General features: G+C 34.6%; 13 protein-coding genes, 1 pseudogene and 1 riboswitch. Of the genes and pseudogenes, 12 read left to right on the top strand and 2 right to left on the bottom strand.

Translation table 11 applies throughout. The features are described 5' to 3' along the window. Nucleotides 1-8: 8 nt before the first annotated feature. Both C1X07_RS23300 and C1X07_RS23295 read left to right on the top strand, forming a co-directional pair. Nucleotides 9-434, top strand: coding sequence for an OsmC family protein (locus C1X07_RS23300; RefSeq protein WP_103072460.1), 426 nt, complete (start codon nt 9-11; stop codon nt 432-434). Then, a complete protein-coding gene (locus tag C1X07_RS23295) occupies nt 431-1,609 on the top strand; it encodes a trans-sulfuration enzyme family protein (RefSeq protein ID WP_103072459.1) in 1,179 nt (392 codons plus the stop codon). Before C1X07_RS23300 ends, C1X07_RS23295 begins: the two co-directional genes overlap by 4 nt. 61 nt (nt 1,610-1,670) lie before the next feature. On the opposite strand, the gene C1X07_RS23290 is transcribed toward C1X07_RS23295, so the two are convergent. Next, nucleotides 1,671-2,213, bottom strand: a complete 543-nt coding sequence (locus tag C1X07_RS23290; RefSeq protein WP_103072458.1) for a lipocalin family protein — start codon at nt 2,211-2,213, stop codon at nt 1,671-1,673. Between the two features lie 323 nt (nt 2,214-2,536). Between C1X07_RS23290 and C1X07_RS23285 the strand changes: the two genes are divergently transcribed. From C1X07_RS23285 to C1X07_RS23245, 9 genes and pseudogenes are all read left to right on the top strand, one after another. Beyond that, nucleotides 2,537-2,803: a DUF2061 domain-containing protein gene (locus C1X07_RS23285; protein WP_206604271.1), complete on the top strand. Its 267-nt coding sequence runs from the start codon at nt 2,537-2,539 to the stop codon at nt 2,801-2,803. A 32-nt stretch (nt 2,804-2,835) separates the two neighbouring features. Continuing rightward, a complete protein-coding gene (locus C1X07_RS23280) occupies nt 2,836-3,462 on the top strand; it encodes a phosphoadenosine phosphosulfate reductase domain-containing protein (RefSeq protein WP_103072457.1) in 627 nt (208 codons plus the stop codon). A gap of 19 nt (nt 3,463-3,481) precedes the next feature. Then, nucleotides 3,482-4,441, top strand: a complete 960-nt coding sequence (gene cysD / locus C1X07_RS23275) for a sulfate adenylyltransferase subunit CysD (protein WP_241507320.1) — start codon at nt 3,482-3,484, stop codon at nt 4,439-4,441. 111 nt (nt 4,442-4,552) lie between these two features. Then, complete coding sequence (locus tag C1X07_RS23270) at nt 4,553-5,800, top strand: sulfate adenylyltransferase subunit 1 (protein ID WP_103072456.1); 1,248 nt, start codon at nt 4,553-4,555, stop codon at nt 5,798-5,800. A gap of 120 nt (nt 5,801-5,920) precedes the next feature. Next, nucleotides 5,921-8,011 (top strand): HEPN domain-containing protein, encoded by a 2,091-nt coding sequence (locus C1X07_RS23265; RefSeq protein ID WP_103072455.1) that lies wholly within the window; start codon nt 5,921-5,923, stop codon nt 8,009-8,011. A gap of 94 nt (nt 8,012-8,105) precedes the next feature. Next, a pseudogene (gene cobA / locus C1X07_RS23260) lies at nt 8,106-8,852 on the top strand (uroporphyrinogen-III C-methyltransferase); the annotation flags it as partial. A 129-nt stretch (nt 8,853-8,981) separates the two neighbouring features. Continuing rightward, a complete protein-coding gene (locus C1X07_RS23255; RefSeq protein WP_241507322.1) occupies nt 8,982-9,533 on the top strand; it encodes a precorrin-2 dehydrogenase/sirohydrochlorin ferrochelatase family protein in 552 nt (183 codons plus the stop codon). Between the two features lie 4 nt (nt 9,534-9,537). After that, the gene (locus C1X07_RS23250) at nt 9,538-10,593 is read left to right on the top strand and encodes an NAD(P)/FAD-dependent oxidoreductase (RefSeq protein WP_103072454.1); all 1,056 of its coding nucleotides are present in this window, start codon (nt 9,538-9,540) and stop codon (nt 10,591-10,593) included. A gap of 148 nt (nt 10,594-10,741) precedes the next feature. Then, complete coding sequence (locus C1X07_RS23245; protein ID WP_103072453.1) at nt 10,742-11,062, top strand: 2Fe-2S iron-sulfur cluster-binding protein; 321 nt, start codon at nt 10,742-10,744, stop codon at nt 11,060-11,062. A 6-nt stretch (nt 11,063-11,068) separates the two neighbouring features. On the opposite strand, the gene C1X07_RS23240 is transcribed toward C1X07_RS23245, so the two are convergent. Then, nucleotides 11,069-11,500: a cytochrome c oxidase assembly factor Coa1 family protein gene (locus C1X07_RS23240; RefSeq protein WP_103072452.1), complete on the bottom strand. Its 432-nt coding sequence runs from the start codon at nt 11,498-11,500 to the stop codon at nt 11,069-11,071. A gap of 194 nt (nt 11,501-11,694) precedes the next feature. Beyond that, nucleotides 11,695-11,800, top strand: a riboswitch (SAM riboswitch). A gap of 126 nt (nt 11,801-11,926) precedes the next feature. Here C1X07_RS23240 and C1X07_RS23235 point away from each other — a divergent pair. Then, entirely contained in the window at nt 11,927-12,928 is a 1,002-nt protein-coding gene (locus C1X07_RS23235; RefSeq protein ID WP_103072451.1) for a homocysteine S-methyltransferase family protein, read from the top strand. Nucleotide 12,929 lies beyond the last annotated feature (1 nt).

The raw sequence follows: 12,929 nt of genomic DNA, 5'->3' as shown, positions 1-12,929 counted from the left end.
AGTACACAATGAAAATACAACTCAAAAGAATAGACAATGATTATCATTTCGAATTAAAAAACGAAAGAGGTCATGTGACCCATATAGATAGTACGGCTCAGGTAGGAGGGCATGATTTAGCTCCTAGCCCAATGGAGTATGTGTTGATGGGAGTAGCGGGGTGCAGTGCTATTGATGTTATTTCTATCTTAAAAAAACAACGACAAGAAATTACCGACTATAGAGCAGAAGTCGATGGCGCCCGAGAAGAGATAGATGGGGCTAAACCTTTCAAAAATATTACAGTTACCGTATATCTCGAAGGAGATATTGCTCCAGAAAAAGCCAAAAGAGCGGCAGAATTATCATTTGATAAATATTGTTCAGTATCTAAAACCCTAGAGCCAACAGCCACGATAGAATACAAGGTGGTGGTTAATAATAAAGAAATATGAGTCTGAAAAGCCTAAATTTTGAAACACAAGCGGTAAGAACGCAAACCGAGAAGACACAGTTTTTAGAGCATTCTACCCCAATGTATCTGACTTCAGGATTTGTTTTTGAAGATTCTGAAGAGATGAGAGCAGCATTTGCTGAAGAAAAAGAACGAAATCTATATAGCCGCTTTAGTAATCCTAATACAACAGAGTTTGTAGATAAGATTTGTAAGCTAGAAGAGGCAGAAGAGGGGTATGCATTTGCAACAGGTATGGCAGCGGTATTCTCTACTTTTGCTGCACTATTAGATTCTGGAGATCACATTGTTTCTGCAAGATCTGTATTTGGGTCTACACACACCTTGTTTACTAAGTACTTTCCTAAATGGAATATAGAAACAAGTTACTTTAGAGTTGATGAGGTAGATAAAGTTGAAAGCCTGATTCAGTCTAATACAAAAATCATATATGCAGAATCTCCTACAAATCCGGGAGTAGATGTGCTAGATTTGGAATGGCTAGGGGAGATCGCAAAAAAACACAATCTACTCTTGATTATAGATAATTGCTTCGCAACGCCTTATTTACAAAAACCAATTAGATTTGGAGCGGATCTGGTAATTCATTCTGCAACTAAACTAATTGATGGTCAAGGAAGGGTTCTAGGAGGAGTGACTGTAGGTAAAAAAGAGCTGATAAGAGAGATTTATCTTTTTTCTAGAAATACAGGTCCATCACTCTCGCCTTTTAATGCATGGGTGTTGTCTAAAAGCTTAGAGACTTTAGCAGTTCGTGTAGATCGCCATTGTGAGAATGCCTTAAAGCTAGCTGAGTTTTTAGAAGCACATCCTAAAGTTAATTGGGTGAAATATCCATTTCTTAAGTCTCACCCTCAGTACGAAGTGGCTAAGAGACAAATGAAACTTGGAGGAAATATAGTTGCTTTTGAAGTAAAAGGAGGAGTGCAAGGAGGGAAAACATTTTTTGATAGTGTTCAAATGTGCTCTTTGTCAGCTAATCTGGGAGATACAAGAACAATAGTTACTCATCCGGCATCAACAACTCATAGCAAACTAGCAGAAGAAGATAAGTTGGTGGTAGGTATAACAGATGGTATGGTGCGTTGTTCTGTGGGATTGGAGCATATCGATGATATTATTAAAGATATACAATATGCTTTAGAACAAATATGATAACAATAAAAAGCTGAGAAATTTCTCAGCTTTTTTATTGTTGTGAGGAATCACAAAGTGTTTACTTTTTTGTCAAAGTAAAAATTTGACTTCCGGATACATTAAATGTGATACCTTCTTGCTCTACAGTCTCATCAATATCTTTTTTAAGACTTAATGTTTGAGAGTTTAATACTGTTATTTCAAAAGATTCTTCTTTGCCGCCAACAGTGGTTATTAGTTTAGAACCTTCTACTTTCCACTCACCAGAACCTATAAAATCAGGAACTATTTCTTCATGATCAATAGATTGAGTTGGTATCTTAATAGTAGCTACTAGAGTAAAACCACCAGAGCTAACAAAGGTATTGGGTAGATCTGGATCTGATGCTTCGGTAAACGTTACTTTGGCTGTATAGTCCTTTCCTGATAGAGAATAATCGCCCTTTACTGGGATGTTTTCAATTGTCGCAGAAACTTTTCCGTTTTCAGATTTGATTTCTGTTAAGCACCATTCGCCCGGAATTAAGGATTGATCAATTTGAATAGGGGAGTCGTCATCACTATTACATGACAAAAACATAGAAGTACTTGCTAAAAATAAAAGCATTGCAATTTTTTTCATTTTGATTATGTATTTTGGGTTAATACTCCATTAATCAACGGGATATAAGTTTTCATATTGCCATTTTTGCGTTTAGAACCTCTTTTTATACAATTTTTAAGGGTAATTAATAAGAATTTAATATATTTTCTGTAATGAACTTTTTAACGATTATAAGAATGTCTTAATAATCTACTAAGTTACTAGGGTTTTTATTAAAGATATCATAATTCTTGCTGTTTAAAGTAAGAAGTTTTTCGGATTTTACACTGTAACCAAAATATTATACATACATTTGTTTTATAATCTACTAATCCGATAGGGTAATAGAATTTAGTAAAAAAATGATTGTAGATCAAATGATATTAGATAAAGTAGCAACGCAGAAATCAACGTATCAGGATGATAAATCCTCAGAGAAACCAGTACGTAGTATTGTTAAAGCAGTAAGTTGGAGAGTGGTTGGTACACTAGATACATTAATAGTGTCTTATTTATTAACAGGCGAAATTGCGCTTGCAACGTCTATTGCATCTATTGATTTTGTAACAAAAATGATTCTCTATTTCTTTCATGAAAGAATTTGGAATCGTATTAAATGGGGGAAATAATTGCTGTACTAGAAAAAGAAGCATTGTAAGTTATGAGTATAACAGAGAAAGAAATAGAAAAATTAAATAAATCTTTAAAGGAAAAAACTCCTTTAGAAGTAGTGCAATGGGCAATTTTAAATGCGAAAAAACCTGTTGTGACGACAAATTTTAGACCTTATGAGGCAGCTATTTTAAATGTGTGTTCAAAAGCATTGTCGGATATGCCAGTGATATGGTGTGACTCTGGATATAATACTCCAAACACATATAGACATGCAGAAGAGGTGATAGAATTGTTACATCTTAATGTTAAGCTATATGTTCCAAAACAAACTACAGCTCATAGAGATGTAGTGTTGGGAATTCCTGATATTGATGATCCAAAACATAAAACATTTACAGAACAAGTAAAGTTAGAACCTTTTAAAAGAGCAATGGCTGACTTTAAGCCCGATGTTTGGTTTACCAATCTGAGAAAAGGACAAACTGCTTTAAGAGATTCATTGGATATTTTAAGTATGGGGAAAGATGGAGTATTAAAAGTAAGTCCTTTTTATTATTACACAGATGAAGAATTGGATGTGTATTTAGAGGAGAATAAATTACCAAATGAATTTAAATATTTTGATCCTACTAAGGTGTTAGAGAATAGAGAGTGTGGGTTGCATACTAACTAATTAATTACGAAAACGAAGCATGGAAATACTAGAAAAAAAAATAGAACAATTGGAAGGATCAGTAGGTAATTTGGCAGGTACATCAACTCTTAATGTAAATCCATTAGAGAGTGAAGCAATTTATATTTTTAGAGAAGTAGCAGCTCAGTTTGAAAAGCCAGTACTACTTTTTTCTGGAGGAAAAGATTCTATCACATTGGTGCGATTGGCGCAAAAAGCATTTTACCCAGGAAAAATCCCATTCCCTTTATTACATATTGATACAGGACATAATTTTCCTGAGACGATAGAATTTAGAGATAGATTGGTTGAAGAATTAGGAGTAGAACTTATTGTTAGAAATGTTCAGGATTCTATAGATCAAGGTAAAGTAGTAGAAGAAAAAGGAAAGTATGCAAGCCGTAATAGTTTGCAAACAACTACACTTTTGGATGCTTTAGAAGAATTTAAATTTGATGCTGCAATAGGTGGAGCCCGTAGGGATGAAGAAAAAGCAAGAGCCAAAGAGCGTATATTTTCAGTAAGAGATGATTTTGGTCAATGGGATGAAAAAAATCAACGCCCTGAGTTGTTTGATCACCTTAATGGGAAAATTGATCTTGGACAAAATGTGCGAGTGTTCCCAATAAGTAACTGGACAGAACTTGATGTATGGAGTTATATTCAGAAAGAAGGAATCGAAATTCCTTCGATATATTTTGCGCATACCCGAAAAACATTTGTTAGAGATGGGATGATTTGGTCTGCAGAAGATGGTGTGGTATATAGAGAAGATGATGAAGTAGTAGAAGAGCGATTAGTACGTTTTCGTACGGTCGGAGATATGTCATGTACAGCAGCCGTACTTTCTGATGCAATAACAATTGACAAAGTGGTGGCAGAGATAAGAGAATCTACAATTTCGGAACGAGGAGCTCGTATAGATGATAAACGATCTGAAGCGGCAATGGAAAAACGAAAGCAACAAGGGTATTTCTAAATAAAAAGAAGAAATAACTTCGCGATAAGAAAGATATATATCTTGTAAAAGGTAGAACAAAAAAAACAAAAAATCACTCCCAGTTATAAGGGAAAAGTAATAAAAGGAACGATGGACGTATTAAAAATAGCAACCGCAGGAAGTGTAGATGATGGAAAAAGTACCCTGATAGGTCGTATCCTATATGATACAAAATCATTAACAACAGATAAGTTAGAAGCAATCGAAACCAGAAGTAAAGCTAATGGATTTGATTATCTTGATTTTTCTTTAGCAACAGATGGATTAGTTGCAGAGCGTGAACAAGGAATCACAATTGATGTAGCGCACATTTATTTTTCTACAAAAACCAAAAGTTATATCATTGCTGACACTCCTGGTCATATAGAGTATACCAGAAATATGGTTACCGGAGCGTCAACTTCTCAGGCTTCTATCATTTTGGTAGATGCCCGTAAAGGTGTGATAGAACAAACATACCGTCATTTCTTTATCAATAATCTATTGAGAATTAAAGATGTGATTGTTGCTGTGAATAAAATGGATTTAGTAGACTTCTCTCAAGAAAAGTATGAAGCTATCAAAGCTGATTTTGAAACTTTGATTAAAAAGAGTGACTATAAAGAACAGAATATTACTTTTATCCCAGTAAGTGCATTACAGGGAGATAATGTAGTTGAAAAGTCCGAAAATACACCATGGTATACAGGGCAAACTTTATTAGAGCATTTAGAAGAATTAGATGCTCGTGATGTATATGAAAAAGCACAAGTACGTTTCCCTATCCAAACCGTAATTAGACCTAAAAAAGATGAGTTTCACGATTTTAGAGGATATGCGGGTAAGTTATACGGAGGTGATCTTTCTGTAGGGGATGAAGTAACAGTTTTACCTTCATTAACGACTTCAAAAGTAAAAGAAATATATTTCTTTGATCAAAAGTTTGAAACTGCGGGTAGAGGAAGTTCATGTACCATTACTTTAGAAGATGATGTAAATGTAAGTAGAGGAGATATGATCGTGAAATCATCAGAAAAACCTAGAGTAGAAAAACAATTGACTGCTACAGTGTGTTGGATGGATAGCAAGGATTTGAATCCGGGCACAAATTACTTTATCCAAAGCGGAAGTAGTAGGATTTTGGCAAAAGTTAAAAGTATAAAAGGAACCGTAGCTACAGATTTTTCTGGAGAGGATACCTCAAAAAGTACTCTAAGCTTAAATGAAATAGGGAAAGTTGAAATTCAGTTAAGTAAACCCTTAGCGATAGATTCTTATAGTAAAAATAAAGCTTCAGGGTCATTTATACTTATTGATTCACAGACTAATAATACTTCAGGAGTAGGATTCATAGAATAGTACATTAGGAAAGCTCTTCTTCTAATAAGAGGAGAAAAAACAAGAATTTTTTGATTCTTAAAACCGTTATACAAAAGTCATAACTATGTCCTTTTTTGAAGGATAGAAATACGTAAAAAGATGCAAAGTTTTAGAACCGAGATAGAAAACCCAGTTGTTCAAAAGGATATTATAGAATTAGCTAATAAAATTGAGCAATTTCATAAGGGTAAGATTGACGAAGAAAAATTTCGTAGCCTTCGCTTGGCACGAGGAGTGTATGGACAGCGTCAAGAAGGAGTGCAGATGATACGTATTAAATTACCGTATGGTAAAGTACTAAGCAATCAATTAAGACGTATTTGTGAAGTGTCAGACGAATATTCAAGAGGAAGACTTCATATTACAACTCGTCAGGATATTCAGATTCATTATGTAGATTTGAATAGAACTCCAGAATTATGGGCAGAGTTAGAAAGAGATGATGTAACTTTAAGAGAAGCCTGTGGTAATACAGTTCGTAATGTTACTGCTTCAGAAACAGCAGGGATAGATCCCAAAGAACCATTTGATGTGTCCCCATATGCAGATGCATTATTTCGCTTCTTTTTAAGAAACCCAATCTGTCAGGAAATGGGACGTAAATTCAAAGTGTCCTTCTCAGGTAGTGATGAAGATACTGGATTGTCTTACATGCATGATTTAGGCTTTATTGCCAAAATAGAAAATGGTGAAAGAGGGTTTAAAGTAATGTTAGGAGGAGGACTTGGTTCTCAGCCTAGACATGCGGATGAGTTGTATAGTTTCTTGCCAACAGATAAGATTATTCCTTTAATGGAAGGGGTTTTGAGGATTTTTGATCGTCACGGAGAAAGAAAAAGTAGAGCAAAAGCCAGAATGAAGTTTTTACTAAAAGATATTGGTCTCGAGGCTTTTAAAGAATTGATAGAGGCAGAGCAAAATGCCATAGCACAAAAAACAGTTGCAATTGACGCCGAAGCTTATCAAGTTTCTGTACCGGTATCTGTTGAGGCGCCAGAAGTAGAAATAAAAAATCAAAAAGCCTTTGAGTTATGGAAATCAACTAATGTGATCTCTCAAAAACAAGATGGGTATGTAGCTATAGGTATTAAAGTGCTATTAGGTGATTTTTATACTGATAAGGCAAGATTATTAGCCGATTTGGTAGAAAAATATGCTGCAGGAGAGTTGAGGTTATCATTACGTCAAAACATTTTGATTCCTTTTGTGAAAGAAGATTTGATTCCGTTTTTTTACCAAGAACTAGAAAAACTAGGATTCATTGCCTCTGGATATAATAAAGCAATAGATATTACAGCTTGTCCGGGGACAGATACATGTAATTTAGGGATAGCAAGTAGTACAGGTATAGCAGAAGAGTTAGAGCGAGTGATTAAGACCGAATACCCTCAGTATCTTGAAAAAGAAGATTTGGTGATTAAGATTAGTGGATGTATGAATGCTTGTGGGCAACACAACATGGCTAATATTGGTTTTCAAGGAATGTCCGTTCGTACAAAAGATAAACTAGTAGCGCCTGCATTACAAGTGTTGTTAGGAGGAGGAAATTTGGGTGATGGTAATGGTCGTTTTGCCGATAAAGTAGTAAAGATACCAAGTAGGCGAGGACCAGAAGCATTACGTAGAATCCTTGATGATTTTGAAGCTAATGCAGAGACTAAACCTTTTATAGAGTATTATAAAGAAAAAGGAGAAAAATATTTCTACGAATTGCTTACCGATTTGTCTAATGTTGATCATTTAACTCAAGAAGATTTTATCGATTGGGGAACAACAGAAGAGTATGTAAAAGCTATTGGAGTAGGAGAATGTGCAGGAGTAGTTATAGATCTAATTGCCACTTTATTTTTGGAAAGTGAAGAAAAGATAGAAAACGCAAAAATTTCTTTTGAAAATGAAATATATTCTGATGCTGTATATCATGCTTATAGCTCTTTAGTAAATTCGGCAAAAGCATTATTATTAGCTGAAAACAAAAAGACTAATAATCATGCTGGAATCATTCGTCAATTTGATGAAGAATTTGTAGCTAGCGGGAAAATAACACTGGAAGGAACGTTTGCAGATTTAATATATCAACTTCAAAAGAATGCACCAACTAGAGATTTTGCAGTTGATTATATCAAAAACGCAGAGCAATTTTTACAAAAAGTACAAGAATTTAGAGCGGTAGAGGTAGAGAAAGCGTAAAAAAAACACATCCATTATCTTTAGTGTTGAAGAAAAATATAACTTAGAGAATATAATGCACTAGCTAAAGAGAAGTGTTTTAAATAAAAGAATGATGAGTTACAAAATACCAAAATTAACTGTAGTAGGGGCAGGTCCTGGAGATCCAGATTTGATTACCCTCAAGGCTGTTAAAGCTTTAGAGTCTGCTGATGTGGTGTTGTATGATGCGCTTGTCAACAAAAGTTTATTGGATTATGCTTCTGGTGCGGAAAAAATATTTGTAGGAAAAAGAAAAGGATGTTATGCATATCAGCAAGAGCAGATCAATGAACTTATTGTTAATAGAGCTAAGAGTCATGGACATGTAGTAAGATTAAAAGGAGGGGATCCATTCGTTTTTGGGCGGGGAGCAGAAGAAATTGATTATGTACAACAATATGGGATAGAAACTCATATGGTGCCTGGGATATCTTCTTCCTTAGCAGTACCCGCATATCAAGGAATTCCCTTAACAAAAAGAGGGTGTTCAGAAAGCTTTTGGGTCATTACAGGAACCACAAAATCTCATAAATTATCAAAAGATATTTATCATGCGGCAAAATCAAATGCTACTGTGGTAATTTTAATGGGAATGGGTAAGTTAAATGAAATAGTTAGTATCTTTGAAGCAGAAAACAAACATGATATTCCTGTAGCAATTATTCAAAATGGAACGACTGAAAATGAACAATACGGATTTGGAACCATCAGCACCATTGAACAAGTAGTTTTTGAGAAAGAAATATCGTCTCCAGCTATTATTGTTATAGGAGAAGTGGTCAATCAAAGAAGTATTTTAGCTATAGAAGATGAAATTAGTGAAGAGATAAAAAAGATTTCGTTTGTTAACAAATGTGATAGCCATAGTGCCACAAAAGAAAAGAGCGGGAGTAAAGATTTTACTTTAGAAACAAAAGAGAAAAACAGGAATGATCTATATCCCGTTTTTTTGAAAGCTAAAAATCTTAATACTTTGATTGTAGGTGGAGGCAATGTAGCTCATGAAAAACTAACGTTCTTATTAAAATCTAGTCCAAATGCAAAAGTAACAATGGTGTCTCCAATGTATAGGAAAAACACAAAGGAACTTGCAAATAAACACGGAGTAGAAATGATAGAAGGAAAGTATCATGAGTATTTACTAGGAGGAAAACATGTTGTTATAGCAACAACAGATATTCCCGAAGTTAATGAGCAAGTATATTACGATTGTAGAAATAATAGTGTACTAGTTAATGTAGCAGATAATCCACCATATTGTGATTTTTATATGGGAGGGATTGTAACCAAGGGGAATGTTAAAGTGGCTATATCAACTAATGGAAAGTCACCAACAACAGCCAAGCGATTACGTCAATTTTTTGAAGAGGTAATTCCTGAAAATATTGATGATTTAGTTAAGAATTTGAATAAATATAGAGAAACATTAAAAGGTGATTTCGAGGAAAAAGTGGAAACACTAAACGAATTTACCAAAGGATTAATAGAAAAAAGAAGTTGAAATAATGATTAAGACTGATATTTTAATAATCGGAGCAGGACCAACAGGGTTGTTTACAGTTTTTGAAGCAGGATTACTAAAGCTAAAGACGCATCTTATTGATGCATTGCCACAACCAGGTGGGCAATGTGCAGAAATATACCCTAAAAAACCAATATACGATATCCCAGGCTTTCCTGAGGTTTTAGCAGGAGATTTAGTAGATAACTTAATGGAGCAAATAAAACCTTTTGAACCAGGTTTTACATTAGGAGAAAGAGCAGAAACTATTGAAAAATTAGAAGACGATACGTTTTTGGTTACAACCAATAGAGGAACAAAACATAATGCCCCAGTAGTAGCTATAGCTGGTGGGTTAGGGTCTTTTGAACCACGTAAGCCACCTATTCCTAATATAGCAGATTTCGAAGATAAAGGCGTCGCGTATATTATTAGAGATCCAGAAGTATATAGAGATAAAAAGGTAGTGATCTCTGGAGGAGGTGATTCAGCATTAGACTGGTCAATTTTCTTAGCGGATGTGGCAAGTGAAGTTACTTTGGTGCACAGACGTAATGAGTTTAGAGGAGCTTTGGATTCTGTAGAAAAAGTAGCAGAACTTTCTAAGTTAGGAAAAATAAACCTGGTAACAGAAGCAGAAGTAAAAGAGTTAAGAGGAGAAGAGTATCTTACAGGTGTCAATATTAAGCACAAAACTAAAGGAGATATTGCAATAGATACAGATTACTTTATTCCACTGTTTGGTTTATCTCCAAAATTAGGACCAATTGCAAACTGGGGGTTAGAGATCGAAAAAAATGCGATCAAAGTAGATAATTCTTATGATTATCAAACAAATATACCCGGTATTTATGCTATTGGAGATGTAAATACTTATAGAGGAAAGCTAAAATTAATCCTTTCTGGGTTTCATGAAGCAACTCTTATGTGTCAAAGCGCATACCAAAGAATTCATCCAGACAAGAAATATGTTATGAAGTATACGACTGTTGGAGGGGTAGAAGGATTCGATGGTTCGAAAAAAGAAGCTAAAAAAGAAACAGTAAAAGCTATAATTTAATAGAATAATTACTTTCAGGAGTTTTTGTGTAGCTAATATTCTATGTTATAAAACTCTTAAAGTGTATTTAAAATGAAATTCCTCGCAGATAATACTAATTACTTTTCGGTATATTTGCGAGGATTTTTATAGGATTAAGATAAGAAGTATGTCTGATGTTACCATAAAGATAAAGGATAGAGAAGGAGTTGTTCATGAAGTGCAAGCTCCTACAGATATGGCTATGAACCTGATGGAAGTTTGTAAAGCATATGAATTACCTGTAGAAGGAACCTGTGGCGGTATGGCGATGTGTGCATCATGTCAATGTTATGTTTTGTCAGATCATGAGTTGCCAGAAATGGGACAAGATGAGGATATGATGCTGGCAGAAGCGTTTTATGTCGAAGACAATAGCAGGTTAGGATGTCAAATTCCGATCACCCCAGAATTAGAAGGCTTAGAGATAGAATTAGCTCCAGAATCATAATTAATTTTATTGCTCGAGAATTTTGATAGTCACCTTTTTGGGCTTTTTTATTCTTACCGTGATTTTTTGATACTTCCATTTTTGCCCGTTTCGATGTGCTATAATATCCATTTTAGCTTTTTTTCCTTCAATATTTCGAATTCCTACGGTTAGGATGATTAGAGAGTTGTTGTTTTGATACGCTACTTCACCTTCTAATAAATGGAAAAAGTTATGTGAAGATAGTTTACCTAGTTTTTCGATAACAAGTTCATTCTCCTGAGCTTTTTCTAAAGCATTATTTACCAAATCAGGTTGAAGAAACACAGAACCATATCGAAAAGTTGCATCTCCGGTCATTATAAAAAAAGTAAAAGCAAAAACCACCAGAGTAGTTGATGGAAGTATCCATTTCCAGTTTCGATGCAACCATATTTTATTAAAAACTAACATGCTCATAAATCACACATATGTATTACTTTGTATAATATAAAACTTTAATTAGCATTATGTGTTACAAGTCATGTATATAATAAAGATTAAAACAGTATAAGAACTGCAAAAAAATGCAATAAATTTGCATAACAAAAGGCTATGTCTTTTATTTGTAGTCAAATTAACAGCAATGGCTGTTTAGTTCATAAATTTTTTTAATGTTATCAAGAAAGGTGGAGGGAATAGACCCTGTGAAACCTTAGCAACCCTTTATCCTGTAAAGAAGGTGCTACATTCTATCTGCCTGCGCAGAATAGATAACGAAAACTCATAGCTTAGCTATATTTTCCACCTGTTTTTCTTGATATGTAATTCTTTATTTTAATAGAGAATTAGCAATGTTTAATTATTCTGGCATCTGCTAGAACTTATGATAATACTTGATAGTTAATGAAAGATATACAGAAAATATTAGAAGAAAGAATTCTCGTGCTGGACGGAGCTATGGGAACAATGCTGCAGCGATATAAATTTACTGAAGAAGATTTTAGAGGAGAACGATTTAAGGATTGGACTATTCCTGTGCAAGGTAATAATGATTTGTTGAGTATTACTCAGCCAGAAGCTATCAAAGAAGTACATAGACTTTATTTTGAAGCTGGAGCAGATATTGTAGAAACCAACACCTTTTCGGGGACAACAATAGCTATGGCAGATTATGAGATGGAAGAATTGGTTTATGAGCTTAACTATCAATCTGCTAAAATTGCCAAAGAAGTGGCAGATGAGTTTACAGAAAAAGAACCAGATAAACCTCGTTTTGTTGCTGGTTCTATCGGGCCTACAAACAGAACAGCAAGTATGTCTCCCGATGTAAATGATCCTGGTTTTCGGGCAGTTACCTTCGAAGAGTTAAGAGTTGCATATAAACAACAAGTCGAAGCTTTGTTAGATGGAGGAGCAGATATCTTATTAGTAGAAACTATTTTTGACACACTTAATGCAAAGGCAGCTCTTTTTGCTATTGAAGAAGTTAAAGATGAACGATCAATAGAGGTGCCTATTATGATAAGTGGAACCATCACTGATGCAAGTGGTAGAACATTATCAGGGCAAACGGCAGAGGCATTTTTAATATCTGTCTCCCATATACCTATGTTGTCGGTAGGATTTAATTGCGCTTTGGGAGCAAGTCAATTAACTCCTCACTTGGAGGTGCTTTCTCAAAAATCAAGTTTTGGAATATCAGCACATCCTAATGCAGGATTGCCAAATGCATTTGGAGAATATGATGAAACTCCAGAGCAAATGGCAGAGCAGATAAAAGAATATATGGATAAGAGCTTAGTGAACATCATAGGGGGATGTTGTGGTACAACTCCAGAACATATCAAGGCAATAGCCGATTTAGCAAAACAATATAAACCAAGATCTGTAGAAGTTACCGTATAGT

The sequence above is a fragment of the Aquimarina sediminis genome (genome assembly GCF_002895435.1).
Lineage (GTDB): Bacteria > Bacteroidota > Bacteroidia > Flavobacteriales > Flavobacteriaceae > Aquimarina > Aquimarina sediminis.
This window is presented reverse-complemented; position numbering and strand designations above follow the sequence as displayed.

What these genes read in the sequence shown, in the direction of transcription:
- C1X07_RS23245 (WP_103072453.1), top strand. Translation starts at nt 10,742, where the DNA reads ATGTCTGATGTTACCATAAAGATAAAGGATAGAGAAGGAGTTGTTCAT.
- C1X07_RS23300 (WP_103072460.1), top strand. Translation starts at nt 9, where the DNA reads ATGAAAATACAACTCAAAAGAATAGACAATGATTATCATTTCGAATTA.
- C1X07_RS23235 (WP_103072451.1), top strand. Translation starts at nt 11,927, where the DNA reads ATGAAAGATATACAGAAAATATTAGAAGAAAGAATTCTCGTGCTGGAC.
- C1X07_RS23280 (WP_103072457.1), top strand. Translation starts at nt 2,836, where the DNA reads ATGAGTATAACAGAGAAAGAAATAGAAAAATTAAATAAATCTTTAAAG.
- cysD (WP_241507320.1), top strand. Translation starts at nt 3,482, where the DNA reads ATGGAAATACTAGAAAAAAAAATAGAACAATTGGAAGGATCAGTAGGT.
- C1X07_RS23290 (WP_103072458.1), bottom strand. Translation starts at nt 2,213, where the DNA reads ATGAAAAAAATTGCAATGCTTTTATTTTTAGCAAGTACTTCTATGTTT.
- C1X07_RS23285 (WP_206604271.1), top strand. Translation starts at nt 2,537, where the DNA reads ATGATTGTAGATCAAATGATATTAGATAAAGTAGCAACGCAGAAATCA.
- C1X07_RS23265 (WP_103072455.1), top strand. Translation starts at nt 5,921, where the DNA reads ATGCAAAGTTTTAGAACCGAGATAGAAAACCCAGTTGTTCAAAAGGAT.
- C1X07_RS23270 (WP_103072456.1), top strand. Translation starts at nt 4,553, where the DNA reads ATGGACGTATTAAAAATAGCAACCGCAGGAAGTGTAGATGATGGAAAA.
- C1X07_RS23250 (WP_103072454.1), top strand. Translation starts at nt 9,538, where the DNA reads ATGATTAAGACTGATATTTTAATAATCGGAGCAGGACCAACAGGGTTG.
- C1X07_RS23295 (WP_103072459.1), top strand. Translation starts at nt 431, where the DNA reads ATGAGTCTGAAAAGCCTAAATTTTGAAACACAAGCGGTAAGAACGCAA.
- C1X07_RS23240 (WP_103072452.1), bottom strand. Translation starts at nt 11,500, where the DNA reads ATGAGCATGTTAGTTTTTAATAAAATATGGTTGCATCGAAACTGGAAA.